At 73.1% G+C, this 20501-nt stretch carries 15 protein-coding genes; 13 read left to right on the top strand and 2 right to left on the bottom strand.

The genetic code is table 11. The features are described 5' to 3' along the window. The first annotated feature begins 142 nt into the window (after positions 1–142). The 9 genes from iolC (at position 143) to WAB15_RS15400 (ending at position 12211) form a co-directional block, all read left to right on the top strand. Complete coding sequence (gene iolC / locus WAB15_RS15440; protein ID WP_399146804.1) at positions 143–1135, top strand: 5-dehydro-2-deoxygluconokinase; 993 nt, start codon at positions 143–145, stop codon at positions 1133–1135. An 86-nt stretch (positions 1136–1221) separates the two neighbouring features. After that, the gene (locus WAB15_RS15435; RefSeq protein WP_407286608.1) at positions 1222–2109 is read left to right on the top strand and encodes a deoxyribose-phosphate aldolase; all 888 of its coding nucleotides are present in this window, start codon (positions 1222–1224) and stop codon (positions 2107–2109) included. A gap of 98 nt (positions 2110–2207) precedes the next feature. Beyond that, on the top strand, positions 2208–3143 hold the full coding sequence (gene iolB, locus WAB15_RS15430) for a 5-deoxy-glucuronate isomerase (RefSeq protein ID WP_399146802.1): 936 nt from the start codon (positions 2208–2210) through the stop codon (positions 3141–3143). Further along, complete coding sequence (iolD, locus tag WAB15_RS15425) at positions 3140–5023, top strand: 3D-(3,5/4)-trihydroxycyclohexane-1,2-dione acylhydrolase (decyclizing) (RefSeq protein WP_407286607.1); 1884 nt, start codon at positions 3140–3142, stop codon at positions 5021–5023. Before iolB ends, iolD begins: the two co-directional genes overlap by 4 nt. A 43-nt stretch (positions 5024–5066) precedes the next feature. Then, positions 5067–6560 (top strand): CoA-acylating methylmalonate-semialdehyde dehydrogenase, encoded by a 1494-nt coding sequence (locus tag WAB15_RS15420; protein WP_399146800.1) that lies wholly within the window; start codon positions 5067–5069, stop codon positions 6558–6560. 137 nt (positions 6561–6697) lie between these two features. After that, positions 6698–7801 carry a hypothetical protein gene (locus tag WAB15_RS15415; RefSeq protein WP_407286606.1) on the top strand — a complete coding sequence of 368 codons (1104 nt, stop codon included), beginning with the start codon at positions 6698–6700 and terminating at the stop codon, positions 7799–7801. A 193-nt stretch (positions 7802–7994) separates the two neighbouring features. Then, positions 7995–10703 (top strand): alpha/beta fold hydrolase, encoded by a 2709-nt coding sequence (locus tag WAB15_RS15410; protein ID WP_407286605.1) that lies wholly within the window; start codon positions 7995–7997, stop codon positions 10701–10703. After that, positions 10700–11560 carry an ABC transporter permease gene (locus WAB15_RS15405; protein ID WP_399146797.1) on the top strand — a complete coding sequence of 287 codons (861 nt, stop codon included), beginning with the start codon at positions 10700–10702 and terminating at the stop codon, positions 11558–11560. The genes WAB15_RS15410 and WAB15_RS15405 overlap by 4 nt, the downstream gene beginning before the upstream one ends. A 180-nt stretch (positions 11561–11740) precedes the next feature. Beyond that, a complete protein-coding gene (locus WAB15_RS15400) occupies positions 11741–12211 on the top strand; it encodes a hypothetical protein (RefSeq protein WP_407286604.1) in 471 nt (156 codons plus the stop codon). A 45-nt stretch (positions 12212–12256) separates the two neighbouring features. Here WAB15_RS15400 and WAB15_RS15395 read toward each other — a convergent pair whose 3' ends face one another. After that, positions 12257–13279, bottom strand: a complete 1023-nt coding sequence (locus WAB15_RS15395) for an alpha/beta hydrolase (protein ID WP_399146795.1) — start codon at positions 13277–13279, stop codon at positions 12257–12259. 291 nt (positions 13280–13570) lie between these two features. Between WAB15_RS15395 and WAB15_RS15390 the strand changes: the two genes are divergently transcribed. The 3 genes from WAB15_RS15390 to WAB15_RS15380 all read left to right on the top strand — a co-directional run bounded on the left by WAB15_RS15390 (position 13571) and on the right by WAB15_RS15380 (position 18129). Further along, positions 13571–15706, top strand: coding sequence for an FUSC family protein (locus tag WAB15_RS15390; RefSeq protein ID WP_407286603.1), 2136 nt, complete (start codon positions 13571–13573; stop codon positions 15704–15706). 141 nt (positions 15707–15847) lie between these two features. Beyond that, positions 15848–16927 (top strand): rod shape-determining protein, encoded by a 1080-nt coding sequence (locus WAB15_RS15385; protein WP_399146793.1) that lies wholly within the window; start codon positions 15848–15850, stop codon positions 16925–16927. Between the two features lie 125 nt (positions 16928–17052). Beyond that, a complete protein-coding gene (locus WAB15_RS15380) occupies positions 17053–18129 on the top strand; it encodes an alpha/beta fold hydrolase (protein WP_407286602.1) in 1077 nt (358 codons plus the stop codon). Between the two features lie 3 nt (positions 18130–18132). On the opposite strand, the gene WAB15_RS15375 is transcribed toward WAB15_RS15380, so the two are convergent. Beyond that, on the bottom strand, positions 18133–18909 hold the full coding sequence (locus tag WAB15_RS15375) for a TetR/AcrR family transcriptional regulator (RefSeq protein ID WP_407286601.1): 777 nt from the start codon (positions 18907–18909) through the stop codon (positions 18133–18135). Positions 18910–19067: 158 nt separating this feature from the next. Here WAB15_RS15375 and WAB15_RS15370 point away from each other — a divergent pair, with 158 nt between their 5' ends. Continuing rightward, a complete protein-coding gene (locus tag WAB15_RS15370) occupies positions 19068–20366 on the top strand; it encodes an FAD-dependent monooxygenase (RefSeq protein ID WP_407289230.1) in 1299 nt (432 codons plus the stop codon). The last annotated feature ends 135 nt before the right edge of the window (positions 20367–20501 follow it).

Below are 20501 nucleotides of genomic sequence, written 5' to 3'. Positions count from 1 at the left end.
ACTGTTGACAGGGTCTGACGCTCACCGTTAGACCTTTCCTCAGAGTCGAACCCGCCGAACCCGGTGAACCACCTGCCGAACCCGCCGACCCGCTCGGCGAACCCGCCGAATCCGCCGCGCCGGCCGACCCGAAGGGGCGCATATGACCGAGCCGTACGACCTGATCACCATGGGCCGCATCGGAGTGGACATCTATCCGCTGCAGACCGGTGTGTCGCTGGCGCAGGTGGAGACGTTCGGGAAGTTCCTCGGTGGTTCGGCCACCAATGTCGCGGTGGCCGCCGCCCGGCTCGGGCGCCGCAGCGCGGTCGTCAGCCGCACCGGGCGCGATCCGTTCGGGGACTACGTCCACCAGGCGCTGCGCGAGTTCGGGGTGGACGACCGGTGGGTGACTCCCGTCGACGAGTATCCGACGCCGGTGACCTTCTGCGAGATCTTTCCGCCGGACGACTTCCCGCTCTACTTCTACCGCCGGCCCAAGGCCCCCGACCTGGTCATCCACCCCGAGGAACTGGATCTGGACGCCATCGCGGCGGCCCGGATCTTCTGGATCACCGGTACGGGGCTGTGCGAGGAGCCCAGCCGCGGCGCCACCCTCGCCGCGCTGGAGGCCCGCGCCAAGGCCGGTACGACCGTCTTCGACCTGGACTGGCGGCCGATGTTCTGGGGCGGCGAGGGCGGTGCCTCCGGGGACGGCGGGGCGAGCGGCGCCGCGGCGATGGCCACCGCCCGCCCGTATTACGAGGCGGCCCTGCGGCACGCCACGGTGGCGGTCGGCAATGTCGACGAGGCCGAGGTCGCCACCGGGGTGCGCGAGCCGAAGGAGTGCGCCCGGGCGCTGCTGGAGATGGGGGTGGAGCTCGCCGTCATCAAGCAGGGGCCCAAGGGCGTGCTCGCCGTCCACCGCGACGGCCGCACCGCCGAGGTCCCGCCCACCCCCGTCGAGGTCGTGAACGGGCTCGGCGCCGGCGACTCGTTCGGCGGGTCGCTGTGCCATGGGCTGCTCTCCGGCTGGGAGCTGGAGCCGATGATGCGGTACGCCAACGCCGCCGGCGCCATCGTCGCCTCCCGTCTGGCCTGTTCCTCCGCCATGCCCACGGCCGACGAGGTCGAGGCGTTCCTCGCGGGGCGGTAGCCCCACGGCCGCGGCCCGCCGGGCAGCCGTCGACGGCGCGGCCCCGCGCCACCCCCACCTGTGCACTCAAGAAGGTGAGTTGAGCCTTGACCCCTCGGATCAGTGACCTCGCGACGCTGCGGGCCCGGCATCCCGAAGCCGTCGCGGAGGCCGCCGCGCGCCGCGCCCGTCGCCCGCTCCTCGGCGACAGCGGCCGGCTGATGATCGTCGCCGCCGATCATCCGGCCCGCGGCGCGCTCGCCGTCGGTGACCGGCAGCTCGCCATGGCCAACCGTCTCGACCTGCTCGAACGCCTGGTGCTGGCGCTGTCGCGGCCCGGTGTGGACGGGGTGCTGGCCACCGCGGACATCCTGGAGGACCTGCTGCTGCTCGGCGCCCTGGAGGGCAAGGTGGTGCTGGGGTCGATGAACCGGGGCGGCATCGCGGGCGCCTCGTTCGAGATGGACGACCGGTTTACGGGCCATCGGCCGCAGGACCTCGCCCGGCTCCGCTTCGACGCGGGCAAGCTGCTGCTGCGGATCGACTACGACGACCCGGGCTCGCTGACCACGATGGAGGCCACCGCCCGCGCCATCGACGAGATGGCCGCGCGGCAACTGCCCGTCTTCGTCGAGCCGTTCCTCTCCTCCCGGATGGACGGCAAGGTCCGCAACGATCTCAGCCCCGAGGCGGTGACCCGCTCCGTCGCCATCGCCTCCGGTCTCGGCGGCACCTCCGCCTACACCTGGCTCAAGCTGCCGGTCACCGACGACGCCGACGCGATGGCGCGGGTCTGCGAGACCACCACCCTGCCGACCGTGCTGCTCGGCGGCGACATCGGCAGCACCGTCCAGGACCAGGAGGCCGCCTACGAGAAGTGGCGCAAGGCGCTGCGGCTGCCGACCGTGCAGGGCCTGGTCGTCGGGCGCTCCCTGCTCTATCCGGCAGACGGGGACGTCGCGGCCGCCGTGGACACCGCCGTGGGCCTGCTGTGAGCCGGGGGGACCTCCCCGCCGCCGGTGCCCCCGGGCGGAGTCCGGGGCAGAACGACGAGGTACTGCAAACGCCGCGATTTCCGCAGGAGACTCGATACATGAGCAATGTGAGCACGGAATTCCACCTGAGGGCCGGTGAGGCGGCCGCGGGACCGTACGCGCTGGACATCGACCCGAAACGGGCCGGTTGGGGCTACTCCTCGCTGCGCGTGCTGGACCTGCCGCCCGGTGGCCACCACTCCTTCGCCACCGGAGACAGCGAATGGATCGTGCTGCCGCTGTCCGGCGGCTGCACGGTGCTGACCGACGGCGGCGACGGCGGCGAGTTCTTCGAACTCACCGGCCGGGAGAGCGTGTTCAGCGGCGTCACCGACTTCGCCTACGTCCCCAGGGACGCGCATGTGCAGATCGCCAGCGGGGCGGGGGGCCGCTTCGCGCTCACCGGGGCGCGCTGCGAGCGCCGCCTGCCCGCCCGCTACGGCGCCGCCTGTGACGTCCCCGTGGAGCTGCGCGGCACCGGCAACTGCTCCCGCCAGGTCAACAACTTCGGGGCCGCGGTCCCCGCCGGAGGCGACGGTCGACAGGGTTTCGAGTGCGACCGGCTGATCGCGGTGGAGGTGCTCACTCCGGGCGGCAACTGGTCGTCCTATCCGCCGCACAAGCACGACGAGTGCCGCCCGGGGGAGGAGAGCGAGCTGGAGGAGATCTACTACTTCGAGATCGCGCCGGCGCACGGCACGGACGGCGTCGGGTACCAGCGCGTCAGCCCCTCGGGGCGCGGCCGCGGTACGGACGTGCTCGCCGAGGTCGCGAGCGGTGACGCGGTGCTGATCCCCGACGGCTGGCACGGCCCGTCCATCGCCGCCCCCGGCCACACCATGTACTACCTCAACGTCATGGCCGGGCCCGGCGAGACCCGCGAGTGGTTGATCTGCGACCACCCCGACCACGGCTGGATCCGCGGCACCTGGCCCGACCAGCCCGTCGACACCCGCCTCCCCCTCTACCAAGCGCCCGCAGGAGACGCCCGATGAACGCCCCCACCACGCGCCGCCTCACGGTCGCGCAGGCCCTGGTCGAGTTCCTCGCCCACCAGTACACCGAGCGGGACGGCCGCCGACACCGCCTGATCAACGCCTGCTGGGGCATCTTCGGCCACGGCAACGTCGCCGGGATCGGCCAGGCGCTGCTGGAGTCCGGCGAGGCACTGCCGTACCTCCAGGGCCGCAACGAGCAGGCCATGGTGCATGCCGCGGTCGGCTACGCCCGGCAGCGCGACCGGCTCTGCGCACAAGCCGTCACCACCTCCATCGGCCCCGGCGCCACCAACCTCGTCACCGGCGCCGCGCTGGCCACCGTCAACCGCCTGCCGGTGCTGCTGCTGCCCGGCGACGTCTTCGCGACCCGGAGCGCGGACCCGGTCCTGCAGCAGCTGGAGGTCCCGCACGCGGGGGACGTGTCGGTCAACGACGCGCTGCGGCCGGTGTCGCGCTACTTCGACCGGGTCACCCGCCCCGAGGCGCTGATCCCGGCCGCGCTGCAGGCGATGCGGGTGCTCGCCGATCCCGTCGACACCGGCGCGGTCACCCTGGCGCTGCCGCAGGACGTGCAGGCCGAGGCGTACGACTGGCCCGAGGAGTTCTTCGCCGACCGGGTCTGGCGGGTCACCCGGCCCGCCCCGGACGTCGGCGCGCTGGCCGAGGCGGTGCGGGCCGTCCGCGGGGCCCGGCGGCCCCTGCTGATCGCGGGCGGCGGGGTCCACCACTCGGAGGCGGAGGAGGCGCTGCGGGCCTTCGTCGACACCACCGGCATCCCCGTGGCCTCCACCCAGGCGGGCAAGGGCTCGCTGCGCCACGACCATCCGGCGGATGTCGGCGGCATCGGCCACACCGGTACCGCCACCGCCGACGCGCTGGCCCGCGAGGCGGATCTGGTCATCGGTGTCGGGACCCGCTACACCGACTTCACCACCGCCTCCGCGACGCTCTTCGCGGCGCCGGACGTCCGCTTCCTCAACCTCAACATCGCCCCCTTCGACTCCCACAAGCTCGGCGCCCTGTCCCTGGTGGCCGATGCCCGCGCCGGGCTCGAAGCGCTCACCCTGGCGCTGGCCGGGCACCGCGTCGAGGAGGCGTACGAGGCGGCCTACGGGGTGGCGAAGGCGGACTGGGAGCGGCGGGTGGACGCCGCGTACGGCGCCCCGGACGCCTCCGTGCGCCCCTCCCAGACGCAGGTCCTCGGCGTGCTGGACGCCCTCGTCGACGACACCGACGTGATCATCAACGCGGCCGGGTCCCTCCCCGGTGACCTGCACAAACTCTGGCGTGCCCGGTCCCCGCGGCAGTACCACCTGGAGTACGGCTACTCCTGCATGGGCTATGAGATCCCCGGCGCGATCGGGGTCCGGCTCGCCGCGCCCGACCGGCCGGTGTGGGCGCTGGTCGGCGACGGTACGTATCTGATGAACCCCACGGAGATCGTCACCGCGGTCCAGGAGGGCATCAACATCAACATCGTCCTCATCCAGAACCACGGCTATGCGTCGATCGGCGGTCTGTCCGAGCAGACCGGCGGCGAGCGCTTCGGAACGGCGTACCGTTTCCGTGACAAGGACGGCACGTACACGGGTGCGCCGCTGCCCGTCGATCTGGCCGCCAACGCCGCCTCGCTCGGTATGCGGGTGCTGCGTGCCGGCACCGTCGCCGAGCTGCGTACCGCGCTCGCCGAGGCGCGCGGCTCGAACCAGCCCACATGTGTCTATGTCGAGACCGAAACGGCCGACACTGTGCCGGGCGCGCCGGAGGCGCAGGCCTGGTGGGATGTTCCTGTTGCCGAGACCGCGACACGACCGGCGGCGGTCGCCGCCCGCGAGGCGTACGACCGGTACGCCGCCGGGCGCCGCCGCCACCTCTGACCCTGACCCCGTTCGAAGTCGTCACCCCAGAAAGGCCCCTCGCATGAAGACCATCAGCCACTGGATCGGCGGCAAGCCCGTCGAGGGTGTCTCCGGCAACTTCGGTCCGGTCTACAACCCGGCCACCGGTGCCCAGGAGAAGCAGGTCGCCTTCGCGTCGGTCGACGAGGTCGACGCGGCGGTCCGCGCCGCCAAGGAAGCGTTCCGGACGTGGGGCACCAGCTCGCTGGCCAAGCGCACGTCGGTGCTGTTCAAGTACCGCGAGCTGATCGACGCGCACCGCGAGGAGCTGGCCCGGCTGATCACCGCCGAGCACGGCAAGGTGCACTCCGACGCGCTGGGCGAGGTCGCCCGCGGTCTGGAGATCGTCGAGCTGGCCTGCGGTATCCCCGAGAAGCTCAAGGGCGAGCTGTCCACCCAGGTCTCCACCCGGGTCGATGTGGCGGCGATCCGCCAGTCGCTGGGTGTGGTGGCCGGCATCACGCCGTTCAACTTCCCGGCGATGGTGCCGATGTGGATGTTCCCCCTCGCCATCGCGTGCGGCAACACCTTCGTGCTCAAGCCGAGCGAGAAGGTCCCCAGCGCCGCGTTCAAGCTCGCCGAGCTGGCCGCGGAGGCGGGGCTGCCCGACGGTGTGCTGAACATCGTCAACGGTGACAAGGTGGCCGTCGACGCCATCCTGGAGCACCCCGACGTCGCCGCGGTCTCCTTCGTCGGCTCCACCCCCATCGCCCGCTACATCCACACCACGGGTACCGCCAACGGCAAGCGTGTGCAGGCGTTGGGCGGCGCCAAGAACCACATGCTGGTCCTGCCGGACGCGGACCTGGACCTGGCGGCGGACTCCGCGATCAACGCCGCGTACGGCTCGGCCGGCGAGCGCTGCATGGCGATCTCGGTCGTCGTCGCGGTCGGCGAGACCGCCGACCCGCTGATCGGCAAGATCAAGGAGCGGGCCGACAAGCTGCGGATCGGCCCCGGCGACGACCCGGCCTCCGAGATGGGCCCGCTGATCACCAAGGTCCACCGCGACAAGGTCGCCTCGTACGTCACCGGTGCCGCGGCCCAGGGCGCCGACGTCGTCATCGACGGCACCGGCTACACCGTCGAGGGTTACGAGGACGGTCACTGGATGGGCGTCTCCCTCCTGGACAACGTCACGCCCGAGATGGACGCCTACCGGGACGAGATCTTCGGCCCGGTGCTGTCGGTGGTCCGCGTCGAGAGCTACGACGAGGCCATCGCCCTGATGAACAACTCGCCGTGGGGCAACGGCACCGCGATCTTCACCCGCGACGGCGGCGCCGCCCGCCGCTTCCAGCTGGAGGTCGAGGCCGGCATGGTCGGGGTGAACGTCCCGATCCCGGTGCCGGTGGGCTACCACTCCTTCGGCGGCTGGAAGGACTCGCTCTTCGGCGACCACCACATCTACGGCAACGACGGCGTGCACTTCTACACCCGCGGCAAGGTCGTCACCACCCGCTGGCCCGACCCGTCCGACGGCGGCATCAACCTGGGCTTCCCCAGCAACCACTGAGGTCACCGCCGACGGAGGCCCTGCCGGACGCACCGACCCGACCCCCTGCCGAACCCCTTGCCGGACCCCCTCGGCAGGGGGTTCGGCTCGTTGCTACCGTGCATCCTCGCCGCACACCACCACCATCGGGGGAAGCAATGCACCAATCCATGGCGCTCGCCAAGGGCGCCCGTATCACCGGCGGGGCGTTCTGCCTGCTGTTCTTCCTCTATACGGCGTACTGGCTGGCCGTCGACGTCGGTGAGTTCGGCATCGTCGGTCTCTGGGACTCCTGGACCTTCCAGAGCCGCGGCGGCACCAACCAGGTCACCGGACCCTTCCACCTCGGCCTCGCCGTGGTGCAGCTGGGGGCGGCGCTCGCCGCCTTCGCCGGGCAGCGGGTGGCCGGCGGGCTGCTGGCCGTCGCCACCACCTTCACCTGGGCCACCGCCCTGCAGGCCGCGGTGAGCGTCGGCAGCCACACCAGCGACGACAAGTGGTTCCTGCACGCCGAGACCGCCACCTCGACGTTCGACGGCGTCTTCATCAGCAGTGTGCTGCTGTTCCTGGTGACCGTCGTCGCCGGCATCGTGCTGCTCGCCGGCATGCGGTCCTGGCCGCGCACCTCCCCCAGCGACCCGCCGATGCGCCCGGCGCCGGCGGCGGGCGTGGTGGCCGGGCTGCTGCTCGGCGCGATGGTCCTGTGCAACGTGGCCTGGCACCTCTACATGCTGGTGGAGGGCGGCACCGGCTCCTTCGAGATGCTCTACCTCGGCCGGGGCGTGCTCAGCTCCCTGCTGGCCATGTCGCCCGGCTGGTCCGCCCTGGTGTTCCTCGCGCTGACCGCGCTGGCGGCGCTCAACAGCCTGATGCGGGGCAGCGCGGCCCGCGGCCTGGCCATCGGGCTGTCGATGGTGACGCTGCCCAGCGCCCTGCTGACGGTGATCGGGCTGGCCGGCAACGGCGCCCTGTTCAAGCTGAGCGACAGCATGCCGGGCCTGAGCATCATCGGCGACATCCAGCTGCTGCTCGACCTGCTCGGCTCGGTGGCCCTGCTGGTGCTGATGGGCCGGGGCGAGCCGGTCGCCCCCGCCTGGTACCCGCCGGCCCAGGCCCCGCAGTTCGCCGTGCCGGGCTTCGTCCCGCCGCCGGGCCCGCAGATGCCGCCGCCCGGCCCGCAGGTCCCGCCGGCCCCGCCCGCCTGGCAGCCGCCCGGCAACCCGCCGCCCCCGCAGGGCGGTTTCGGACCGCCGCAGTACTGACCGGACCACCGGCCGCCCGGCACCCGCGAAAGCGGTGTGCCGGGCGGCCGCCGTTCGGGCTCCCCCGCCCTCTCGCGCCGGCCCCGTACCGCGTTCGTGGTACGGGGCCGGCGCACCCTACTACCTGGGGAGACCGCCGGATTCCGTCCGGGGTACCGGCCGGCCGCCGCGGTCGGTACCTAGGATTTCCGGTATGGATCTCCGAGGTCTCAGACTGCGCGGCCGGCGGCTGTACGCCGCCGTGGGCGCGCTGGCCGTGCTGGCGGGAGGCGGAACCTGGGCGGCCGCCTCCTCGGACGCGGCGCCCGTCGTCCACCGCGAGGACCGGATGCTGGCGATGCCGCAGACGCCCGGCGGCAAGGAGGAGGTGCGGATCGACACCTCCTTCTTCACCGCGCGGCAGGGCTCCGGCGGGCGGCGGCCCGCGGTGCTGCTCGGCCACGGGTTCGGCGGCAGCAAGGCCGATCTGCGTCCGCAGGCCGAGCAGTTGGCCCGGGACGGGTACGCCGTGCTGACCTGGTCGGCGCGCGGCTTCGGGAAGTCCACCGGGAAGATCGGGCTGAACGCCCCGGGCGGCGAGGTCGCCGACGTCAGCCGGCTGATCGACTGGCTGGCCGAGCGCCCCGAGGTGCGGCTCGACAAGGCCGGCGACCCCCGGGTGGGCGTCGCCGGCGCCTCCTACGGCGGCGCGCTCTCGCTGCTGGCGGCCGGTCACGACCGGCGCGTCGACGCCATCGCCCCGCAGATCACGTACTGGAACCTCGCCGACGCCCTCTTCCCGCACGGGGTGTTCAAGAAGCTGTGGGCGGGGATCTTCTTCACCACCGGCTCGGCGGGCGCCCCCGCCGGCGCGCCCCGCGCCGTCCCCACGACGTCCGGCGGCTGCGGGAAGTTCGAGCCCGCGCTGTGCCGGATGTACGAGCGGGTCGCGGAGAGCGGCGTACCGGACGCCGCGGCCCGGCGGCTGCTGGCGGACCGCAGCCCGTCCGCCGTCGGCGACCGCATCAAGGTGCCGACCCTGCTCATGCAGGGCCAGACCGATTCGCTGTTCCCCCTCGACCAGGCCGACGCCGCGCGCAAGGCGATCCGGCGCAACGGGGCGCCGGTGGACGTCGACTGGATCTCGGGCGGCCACGACGGCGGGGACCGCGAGAGCGCCCGGCTCCAGGCGCGTACGAAGGCCTGGTTCGACCGCTACCTCAAGGGCGACAAGGGCGCCGACACCGGGCCGGCGTTCCGGATCAGCCGGACCGGCGGAGTGGACTCGACCGACGGCGCGGTGCGGCTGCGCGGCGCGAGCGCGGACCGCTACCCGGGGCTCGCGGGCCAGGTGCGGCACGTCCCGCTCACCGGCCCCGCGCAGACCTTCCGCAATCCGGCCGGCGCCGGTCCGCCCGCCATCTCCGCGGTGCCCGGCGTCGGCGCGCTCGGCAATCTCTCCGCCCTGGGCACCGGCGGTCTGTCCCTGGACTTCCCCGGCCAGTACGCCCGCTTCGACTCGGCGCCGCTGACCGACTCCGTCCGGCTCACCGGCAGTCCGACCGCCACCGTGCGGGTGCGCTCCGGGTCACCGGACGCGGTGCTCTTCGCCAAGCTCTACGACGTCGCTCCCGACGGCCGCCGCCAGGTGCTGCCCGCGCAGCTTGTCGCGCCGTACCGCATCGTCGGCGCCGATGAGGGCCGAACCGTCCGGCTCCGGCTGCCCGCCGTCGACCACGACTTCGCCGCCGGGCACCGGCTGCGGCTGGTGCTCTCGGCCACCGACCTCGGCTACGCCTCACCGGCCGAACCCGCCGCCTACACCGTCGCGTTGCGGGGCGGCGGCGTGCTGAGCGTGCCCACCGCGCCCGAGGTGCGCAGCGCGGCCGCTCCGCTGCCGGCCTGGACCTGGGCGCTGCCCGCCGCGGCCGCGGTCGCCGCCGCGCTGCTGCTGCTCACCGCCCGCCGCCGCACCGCCGCGCCCGCCCCCGATCCGGCGCTCGCCGATGTCCCGCTGCGGATCAGCGGGCTGAGCAAGCGCTACGCCGGGTCCGCGGACCGGTATGCCGTACGGGAGCTGTCCTTCGGCGTCGACAAGGGGCAGGTGCTCGGTCTGCTCGGGCCCAACGGCGCGGGCAAGACCACCACGTTGCGGATGCTGATGGGCCTGATCACGCCCGACGAGGGTGAGATAAGGATCTTCGGGCAGGCGGTCCGGCCGGGCGCCCCGGTGCTGTCGAGGGTCGGCGCGTTCGTCGAGGGCGCCGGCTTCCTGCCGCATCTGTCCGGCCGCGCCAACCTGGAGCTGTACTGGCAGGCCACCGGCCGGCCCGCCGCCGACGCGCACCTGGACGAGGCGCTGGCGATCGCCGGCCTCGGCGACGCGCTGCAGCGTGCGGTGCGCACCTACTCCCAGGGCATGCGGCAGCGCCTGGCCATCGCCCAGGCCATGCTCGGGCTGCCGGATCTGCTGATCCTCGACGAGCCGACCAACGGCCTGGACCCGCCGCAGATCCGCGAGATGCGTGACGTGATGATCCGTTACGCCGCCGCCGGACGCACCGTCATCGTCTCCAGCCATCTGCTGTCCGAGGTCGAGCGGAGCTGTACGCATCTGGTCGTCATGGACCGCGGGCGGCTGGTGCAGGCCGGGCCGGTCGCGGAGATCACCGGCTCCGGCGACACCCTGCTGGTCGGCGTCGCGGAACCGGTCGGCGACGCCGTCGTGGAGAAGGTCGACGCCCTTGCGGGGGTCGCCTCGGCGGTACGCGCCGAGGGCGGCCTCCTGGTACGGCTCGACGGCACGCTGAGCACCACCGGGCTGCTGACCGAACTGCTCCGGCTGGAGATCGCGGTGGACCGGATCGGCCCGCACCGGCGTCTGGAGGACGCCTTCCTCACCCTGATCGGAGGCGACCGATGACCGCGACCACCACGGCGCGTGCGCCGGGCTACCGCCCGGGCCGCACCCTCCCGCTGCGCGTCGAGGCCCGTCGCCAGCTGCGCCGCCGGCGCACGCTGGTGATCGCCGCGATCCTGGCGCTGCTGCCGTTCGTGCTGGTGGCGGCGTTCGCGATCGGCGGCGACCCGAGCACCCGTGGCAACGGCCGGATCACCCTGATGGACAGCGCCACCGCCTCCGGCGCCAACTTCGCCGCCACCGCGCTGTTCGTCTCCGCGGGCTTCCTGCTGGTGGTCCCGGTGGCACTGTTCTGCGGCGACACCATCGCCTCGGAGGCGAGCTGGTCATCGCTGCGCTATCTGCTCGCCGCGCCGGTCCCGCGGGCCCGGCTGCTGCTGAGCAAGCTCACCGTCGCGCTGGCGTTCAGCGCCGCCGCGATGCTGCTGCTGCCGCTGGTCGCCCTGGCGGTGGGCACCGCCGCCTACGGCTGGGGGCCGCTGCAACTGCCCACCGGCGGCGCGCTGTCGGCGGGGGAGGCGGTGCCGCGGCTGGCGGTCGTCGTCGGCTATGTCTTCGTCAGCCAGCTGGTCACCGCGGCGCTCGCGTTCTGGCTGTCGACGGTGACCGACGCGCCGCTGGGCGCGGTCGGCGGCGCCGTCGGGCTGACCATCGTCGGCAACGTCCTCGACCAGGTCACCGCCCTCGGCGGCTGGCGCGCCGCGCTGCCCGCGCACTGGCAGTACTCCTGGGCGGACGCCCTGCAGCCCCGGATGGAGTGGGCCGGGATGATCCAGGGCTCGGCGGTCTCGGTGTCGTATGCGCTGGTGCTGTGCGCGCTGGCGTTCCGGGGCTTCGCCCGTAAGGACGTGGTGTCGTGACGGCGGGATGAGGGGCGGCCGGGCGGGCCGGTCGGGTGGCAGCCACTCGGCGCGGCCGGGCCGGGCGTGGGGGCACGGGGATTCGCCGCGGCCGGGCCGGTGGTCGGGGTGCAACTATTCGGCGCGGCCGGATGTCTGTGTGGGCACAGCGTCGAAATGCCCGGAGTCGAAGGACATCCCATGATCCGTACCGCTTCGCGTACCACTGCCCTCGCCGCGGCCTCGGCCGCCGCGCTCGGCCTGACCCTGACCCTCGCCGCCTCCGGCCCGGCCGCGGCCCACCCGCGAACCGGCCCGGCCGCGAGCGCCGTTCGCCCTGATGCCGGCAGCCGGCACACCGCCGCCGAGATCCACCGCTTCCTGACCGCCTTCTACGGACACCACGGGCCCAGTGACGACGCTCGGGAGTACCAGGTCTCCGCCTACCTCAAGGACCGGGCCGCCCACACCGAGGGCTACGACCTGCTGCTGTGCGCCCAGAACGTTCCGCGGGAGATCACCGTCGGCAAGGTGACCACCGCCCAGTCCGCCGGTGTCGGCTGGGCGACGGTCACCACCGTCTGGGGCGGCGGCGGCCGTGACTCCTTCACCGCCTATGTCGGCCTGGACTCCCACCCGATCGAGCTGCAGGACGTCGACTGCGGACGCTGAGCCGGCCGCCGCCCCGCCCCCGGGGCCCCGGGCCGGCCGCCGCGGTCAGGCGGTCGGCCCCTGCATGTGCGCGCTGACCCAGCGCATCGTGCCCTCGCCCAGGCCCCGCACATACGTCGCCGCGCTGTGCGTGCCCCCGGGGACGATCTGCAGCCGGGTGCGCACCGGGCCGTGCCCGTACTGCGCGATGAACGTGTGGACCTTCGGCAGCACCGTGTGCTCCTGGGAGCCGTCCTGGAAGGCGAGGTAGACCGGCGGTCCGCCGCGTGCGATCAGCCGGCGGGCCAGTACCTCGGGGTTGTTCTCCCGCTCCTCGCGGGCGTGGCCGTTCCACAGTGGCGAGTCGGGCACGATGTCCGGCCCGTTGGGGATGGCCACCTTGAAGGTGCCGGGGTTCTGCAGCACGTTCTTCAGCGCCGCGAACCCGCCCGAGGAGGACCCCATGATCGCCCAGGCGTCGCGGGTCTTGAGGGTGCGGAAGTTCTGCCGTACGAGGTCGGGCACGTCCTGGCTCAGCCAGGTGCCGATCTTGGGCTGATCCGGTATGTCGCTGCCGTCGTAGTACTGCTTGTTGTCGGGGTTGAGCACCGGCATGACGACGATGAACGGCAGGCTGCTGCCGTTCTGGGACCACTGGGCGAGGTTCTCCTGCAGCTTGAGGTCGGAGCCGATCCAGTAGTTGACGGGGTAGCCGTAGGAGCCGGGCAGCGCCTCCATCACCGGGAAGCCCTTGCCGGCGTTGCGCCTGTCGTAGTACTCCGGCGGCGCCCACACCCACACCTTGCCGGTGAAGCCGGACTTGGGGCCGTGCAGGGTGGTCATGCCGATCGGGGTGTTCCGGCCGGCGCCGCCGACCCGGCTCTGCTCGGTGAAGGTGATCGGGCGGGTGGGCCACTGCACCAGCGAGTGCCTCCCCTTGGGGCCGGTGTGCAGTGCGGCGCCCGTCTTGGGGCCGTCGCCGAACCGTACGGGGGAGGGCGGCGCGGCGCCGGCGCCGCAGCCGGCGGTGGCGGCGAGCACGGTGAGGGTGATCAGCGCGATCACCGGACGGAACAGGGCTGTGCGCACGGGGCCTTCTCCTTGCCGAACCTGCCGGGAGCCCTCCCGGCCGCCCGGGAGTCGTCCCGGACCACCGGGCAAGAGGGGGCCGGGGCGGGTGCGGGTTTCCCCTCCGGGGTGTCGGCTTGCTCGCACGGCCCGCACCGGAATCCGGGAATCCCCTTGTGACCTGGGATGTTTTACGCGGAACGGAAGGTCGGTTTGCCAGGATTTTCCCGGCGGGCGGCGGCCGGGGCGCGCGCGGACGGGCCCGTCCCCGCCGCTGCGGAAGCGGTCGACCACGGCCCGTATCCTGCCGCTATGACCTGGTCGAGTGCGCTGAAGGAAGCCGCCCGCTCCGGGCTGACCATCGAGCGGACCAAGCTCACCCCGCTGATCGCCGTCCGCGGCTCGGCCGGCGTCGCCATCGTCATCGGGCTGTGCCTGTGGCGCGGCGATCCGACCCTGGCGGTCTCCTCCGCCTTCGGCGCGTTCGCCTCCGGCATCGTCACCTTCCAGCGCAGCATGCGGCCGCGCCCGGTCCTCGCGCTCGCCGTCGCCGGCGCGCTGGCGGTCTCCACCTTCCTCGGCTACCTGGCCGCCGCCCATACCCTCGCGTTCGTCCTGCTGCTCGCCGGCTGGACCTTCCTGGCGGGTATGGCCTGGGCGATCGGCCCGGTATCGGGGCTGGCCGGCACCCAGACCGTGGCGATCATGCTGGTCACCGTCACCCTGCCGACCACCGTCCTGGGCGCCCTGGTGCACGCCGCCCTGATCTTCTTCGGCGGTCTCGTCCAGGCCGCCCTCATCGTCGTCTTCCCGGTCCGCCCCTGGGGCACCCAGCGCGACGCGCTCGCCGACGCCCTGGCCGCCGAGGCGGACTACGCCCGCCGGCTGCGGCAGGACCCCGTCGCGGCCTTCGACCCGGCGCCCCTGATGGACGCCCGGCTCGCCTCCACCGTGACGCCGCGTCAGGCCCGGCGCCGCCCCGTCCAGCTGCACGGCCCCCGTGGCCTGGCCGAACGCGTCCGGCCGGTCCTCGCCTCACTCGCCGACCCCGTCGTCGGCGCCCCCCTGGAGGGCCCCGAACGCGACCGCGCCCGCGACCTGCTGGGCGCCGCGGGCACCGTCCTGGACGCCGTCGCGCACGCCGTACGGCACGCCAAGCCCGTACGGCTGCCCCCCGAGGCGATGGCCACCCTCGAAGTCCCGGCGACCGGGCCGATGCTCAAGGGTGCCGCCCGCCGCTCCGCCTACCGCCTGATCTCCCTGCTCGCCGACGCCGTCGAGCTCACCGACGAGCCGGTCCAGGCCACCCGCCCCACCACCGAGGCGGAACGGGGGCAGGGCGGGCGGGGAGAAGGCAGTCATCTGCTGCGCCCCAGCGTCCCCAGGCTCGTACCGGTCGCGCTGCGCGCCCTGCGCCGCGAGGCCCGCTGGTCCTCGCACATCTTCCGGCACGCCCTGCGGGTCGCCGCGGTCGCCGCCGCCGGTTATCTGCTGGGCACCGCGCTGCCGTTCGGCCACGGCTACTGGGCGCCGCTCGCCTCCGTCATGGTGATGCGCCCCGACTTCGCCCAGACCTACTCCCGGGGCGTCGCCCGCTTCAGCGGCACCCTCGTGGGTGTCGCCGTCGCGGGCGCGCTGATGGCCCTGGCGCACCCGAGCGAGTACCTCAGCGCCGGACTCGCCGTGGTCTGCGTGTGGCTGATGTATCTGCTGATGCGCACCGGCTTCTCGGTGACCTCGGCGTGCGTGGCCGCCTATGTCGTCTTCCTGCTCGGCATCGCCGGCGAGGGCTGGGAGCAGACCGTCCAGGAGCGCATCGTGCTCACCCTCGTCGGCGGACTGCTCGCGATGCTGTCGTACGCGCTGTTCCCCGCCTGGGAGACCCCCAAGCTCCGCGATCGCCTCGCCGAGTGGCTGGAGGCCAACGGGCGCTACGCGCTGGCGGTGTTCGACACCTATGCCCGGCCCGCCGGGCGCCGCCCGCGGCAGGTGCGCGAGGCCCTGCTGGACGCCCGCGCCGCCCGCGCGGCCTGGGAGGAGAGCGAGGCCCGGGCAGAGAAGGAGCCCGTACGCCATCGCGGTCTGTCGCTCACCGCGGCCAAGGCGGCCAGCGCGGCGCTCGCCACGATGGGCCGGGTCACGATGATCCTGGAGGCCCACCTCCCCGACAAGGACGCCGAACCCTCCGCCGGCGCCGCCGCGTTCGCCGCCGCACTGCGCCCCGTTCTGGAGCGCGCCGGGGAGGCCGTACGCGAGGAGCGCGACCTGGACTGGAGCGCGCTGCGCGCCGTGTGGGAGCGCTGGGACGCCGAGGACGAGAGCCAGGGCGTCGCGGTGCGCGCCGCCGACCTGCTGCTGGACGCCCTCGACGACCTGGCGGAGGCGCTGTCCCCGGCGTCGGCGGCAGGTGACCCGGCGACGTCGGGAACCATCCCGGGCCCTCAGTAGTCTTATTAATTGCCCGCATTGAACCCCATTGGCGGCCAATGGGGTCGTCTGCCGCGCAAAGCTCCTAATTCCACAAGCCCGGGGGTGCGGCCACCATCCCCCACCCCCCGTCCCCGTCGCGAGAGAGCACACGAACTCCCCATGGCGTCCAGCACTTCGTCCGGTACGTACGACATAGGCATCGACCTCGGCACCGCCAACACCCTGGTGTACGCCCGCGGCAAGGGCGTGGTGCTGAACGAGCCGTCCGTCGTCGCCGTCAACGCCTCCGGCCAGGTCATCGCCGTGGGCCTGGAGGCCAAGCGCACCATCGGCCGTACGCCCTCCGGGATCACCGCGATGCGCCCCCTCAGGGAGGGCGTGATCGCCGACTTCGACGCCGCCGAGCAGATGCTGCGCGCCCTGATGAAGAAGGCCCTGCCCAGCCGCCGCTTCTCCAGGCCCCGGGTGGTCATCTGCGTCCCGTCCGGCATCACGGGCGTCGAACGGCGCGCGGTCGTCGACTCCGCCCGGGGTGCCGGCGCCCGCGAAGTGCACCTGATAGAAGAGCCGATGGCCGCGGCGATCGGCGCCGGCCTCCCGGTGGACGAGCCGGTCGGCTGCATGGTGGTGGACATCGGCGGCGGCACGACCGAAGTCGCCGTCGTCTCCATGGGAGGCCTGGTCACGGCCCAGTCCGTACGGGTGGCCGGGGACGCCCTGGACGCCGCGATCACCGCCTACGTCAAGAAGAAGCACGCTCTGGCCATCGGGGAGCGCACCGCCGAGGACATCAAGATCGCCATCGGCTCGGCGGCCTGGACGCCCGTCGACGTCGACGAGGACGGCGAACCGGAACGCCGCGCCTCGTACACCGTCCGCGGCCGGGACCACGTCAGCGGCCTGCCCCGGATCCAGGAGATCACCGAGGAGGAGATCCGCGACGCGCTGGCCGAACCGGTCGACGCGATCGTCCAGGCCGTCCACCGCACCCTCGACGCCTGCCCACCGGAGCTCTCCGGCGACATCATCGAGCGCGGCATCGCGCTGACCGGCGGCGGCGCCCTGCTGCGCGGCCTGGACCAGCGGCTGCGCCAGGAGATGGGCGTCCCCGTGACGGTCGCCGACGAGCCCCTGGACTGCGTGGTCAACGGCACCGCCAAGTGCGTCGACGAATTCGCCGCACTGCACGGCCTGCTGACGGGGGCGAAGCAACAGCCCAGGAAGACGGTGCGACTGTAGGGGCGTCGGGGGCGGCGCCCTGGAGCCGTTCCCGTGAAATGCGTCCCATGATCGCGGCGAAGCGGTCACGCTGGATCGGCAGCGCCTGGGAGAGCCCCGGCCGCCCCCGCCCCCAAGGAGGACGCATGTCGCAGCCCGCCCAGCCGACGCCCACCCCGCCCGCTTCCCCGCTCCCGGACGCGGTGCACCGCCTGGTGGAGGTCCCCGGCGGCCGCATCCACCTGGTGGAGCAGGGCACCGGTCCCCTCGTCCTGATGGTCCACGGTTTCCCCGAGTCCTGGTACTCCTGGCGTCACCAGCTTCCCGCGCTCGCCGCCGCCGGCTATCGGGCGGTCGCCATCGACGTCCGCGGCTACGGGCGCTCGTCGAAGCCCCGCGAGATCCCGGCCTACCGGATGCTGGCCCACGTGGCCGACAACGTCGGCGTGCTGAGCGCCCTCGGCGAGGAGACCGCGGTCATCGTCGGTCACGACTGGGGCTCGCCGATCGCCGCCAACACGGCGCTGCTCAGGCCCGACCTCTTCACCGCCGTGGCGCTGCTGAGCGTGCCCTACTCCCCCCGGGGCGCGCTCCGGCCCACCGAGGCCTTCACGATGCTCGGCGGCGCCGAGGAGTTCTACATCAACTACTTCCAGGAACCGGGCCGTGCCGAGGCGGAGATCGAACCGGACGTCCGCGGCTGGCTGGCGGGCTTCTACGCCGGCCTGTCGGGCGACGCCAAAAAATCCCCGTCCGAGGCCGATCCCCGCTCCGACGCTACGTCCCCCTCCGGCCAGGGTGCCCTCCCCCTCTTCTCGGTCCCCCGGGGAGGGAAGCTCTCCGAGCGCTTCCCCGTCGACCCCGCCCCGTCCCCCTGGCTCACCGATGCCGACCTCGACTTCTACGCCGACGAGTTCGAGCGGACCGGCCTGACCGGCGGCCTCAACCGCTACCGCAACGTCGACCGGGACTGGGAGGACCTCGCCGCCTGGCAGGGCGCCCCGCTCACCCAGCCCGCCCTCTTCATCGGCGGCGAACTCGACGCCCCCACCAACTGGATGGCCGACGCCATCAAGGCCTTTCCCGTCACCCTCCCCGGGCTGTCCGCCTCCCACATCCTCGAAGGCTGCGGCCACTGGGTGCAGCAGGAACGTCCCGAGGAGGTCAACCGCCTGCTGCTCGACTGGCTGCGCGTCCTGCCCGCACCCGTCGGCGCACCGTAGGCCTCACGCCTCACCCCTTGCCAAATAGGCCTCCAGGCCGTCCATGATCCGCTCCAGGCCGAACTCCCATGCCTGGTTGCGTGCGGTCTGGTCGGTCGCGGCGGCACTCACGGCCGCGGCGACCGCCGGGAAGCGGTCGCCGCGGCTGACGAGCAGCTCGTTGAGCGCCGCGCTGACGGCCTGCTCGGGGTCCTTCGCCCGCGCGCTGCCCAGCCCCATCGATACCGACACCTGGGCGATGGCCCGGATGTGGCCGTTCACCACGACCACGGCGTCCAACTGCTCGGCGCCGCTCAGCCCGGCCTGCGCGAGCGCGGCCACCGCCCGCTCGGTCCAGGCGAGTTCGTGGGGCCCCATGACGCGGGGCCCCACGGCCGCGTCCAGCAGCCAGGGGTGCCGGTGGTACACCGCCGCCAGCCCTTCCGCCCACTCCCGCAGGGCGGTTCGCCAGCCACGGACGCCCTCGCCCCCCGCCTCGGCGCCGTGCGCACCCGGTGGTTCCCCCATCGCCGCGTCGATCATCAGGGCGACCAGCTCGCTCTTGCCCGGCACATAGCGGTACAGGGACATCTTGGTGAAGTTCAGCTCACCCGCGACCCGCTGCATGGAGACCGCCCCGAGCCCGCCGGCGTCGGCGACACCGATGGCCGTACGCGTGATCCGCTCCAGGCTCAACGCCGGCTTGGGCCCCCGACTGGGCTTCTCCCGCCCGCCCCACAGCAGCTCCACGCTGCCCGCCTGATCCCCGAACACGCTGCTCTTCTCGTCGTCTCCAGCCACCCCCGCATCCTAAAACTGTGTCCGGGGTACACAAATCAGTGTCCACCGGATACAGTTTCTCGAGTCGGTACATCGACACGACGAATCCACGACGGGGGACCGCGATGACACAGACAGCCCGAACGACACATCGACATGAAGCCGCGAGTGCCGGCGAGATCACTGACGAGGTCACAGAACCCACAGAACATCGGGCAACACACCACCGCACGGTCCTCATCTCGGGCGCCAGCGTGGCCGGCCCCGCCCTCGCGTACTGGCTCAGCCGCTACGGCTACCGCCCCACCGTGGTCGAGCTGGCCCCGGCCCTCCGCAGCGGCGGCTTCGCCGTGGACTTCCGGGGAGCGGCGCACCGCACGGTCCTGGAGCGCATGGGAATCCTGGAGGCGGTCGAACGCCACGCCACGGGCACCGGCCCGGCCACGACCTTCATCGACGACCAGGGGCGCCAGATGGCCGCCCTGCCCCCTGAGTTCGCCGCCGGCGAGCTCGAAATCCTCCGCTCGGACCTGTCCCGCCTCCTCTACGACCACAGCCTGGCCCCGGGCGGTGGCGGACCGACCCCCGAATACCTCTTCAACGACTCCCTCACCTCCCTCAGTCAGACCGCCGAGGGTGTCCACGCCACCTTCGAACGGAGCGCACCGCGCACCTTCGACCTCGTGGTCGGCGCCGACGGCCTGCACTCCACCGTCCGCCGGCTGGCCTTCGGCCCCGAGTCGGACTTCGTCAGCCACCTCGGCTACTACGTCGCCGCCTGGGACCTGCCCGAATCCGCCACCGACCTCGCCGCCCGCCCCGTCGGCTACAACGAACCCGGACGCCTGGCAACGGTCGGCCGCACCCCGCGCCGCGCCCGCGAAGCGGGCTATACCGGCGAAGTCTTCTGTGTCTTCGCCTCCGACGACGCACTGCTCCACGACCGCCGCACCGGCGATCCCCGGTCCCGAAAGAAGGCGATAGCCCAGGCCTACGAAGGCGCCGGCTGGCGCACCCAGGAGCTGATCGACACCCTCTGGGACACCGACAGCCTCTACTTCGACTCCATCAGCCGAGTCGACGTCCCACGCTGGTCCACAGGCCGCATCGCCCTCCTCGGCGACGCCGCATACGGCGCCACGCTGGGCGGCATGGGCACCGGTTCGGCCATCATCGGCGCCTACGTCCTCGCCGGCGAACTGGCCATGGCCGACGGCGACCACTCAACGGCCTTCACCCGCTACGAGCAAAAACTCCGCCCCTACGCCACCCAATGCCAACAAGGCGGCCGCAGCACAGGCGAATTCCTCGCCCCGCCCACCCAAGAGGCCCTCTCCGCCCGCAACGCCGCCCTGAACGACCCCGCCACCATCACCGCCATGCTCCAGCAAGGCCACGACATCTCGGCAGCCATCCACCTGGACGACTACCCCTCCCGTCTCACCCACCGCATACCGACCCCCGCCACCCGGAGCTAACGCACACCGACCGCCGGCGACGCGCCGAAGCCCCCTCCGGGCGACCGAACCGAAGCTCTTCCCGAGCGACCGACGTGCGACAGGCGAGGCGGCGGCCGACCAGCCGGTTCCGGCCACGGCGCGGCATCGCAGCCC

Origin of the sequence: Streptomyces sirii (assembly GCF_045690365.1) — a bacterium.
Classification (GTDB): domain Bacteria; phylum Actinomycetota; class Actinomycetes; order Streptomycetales; family Streptomycetaceae; genus Streptomyces; species Streptomyces sirii.
Note: the sequence above shows the minus strand (reverse complement) of the source record. Positions and strands in the feature narration are given on the sequence as shown.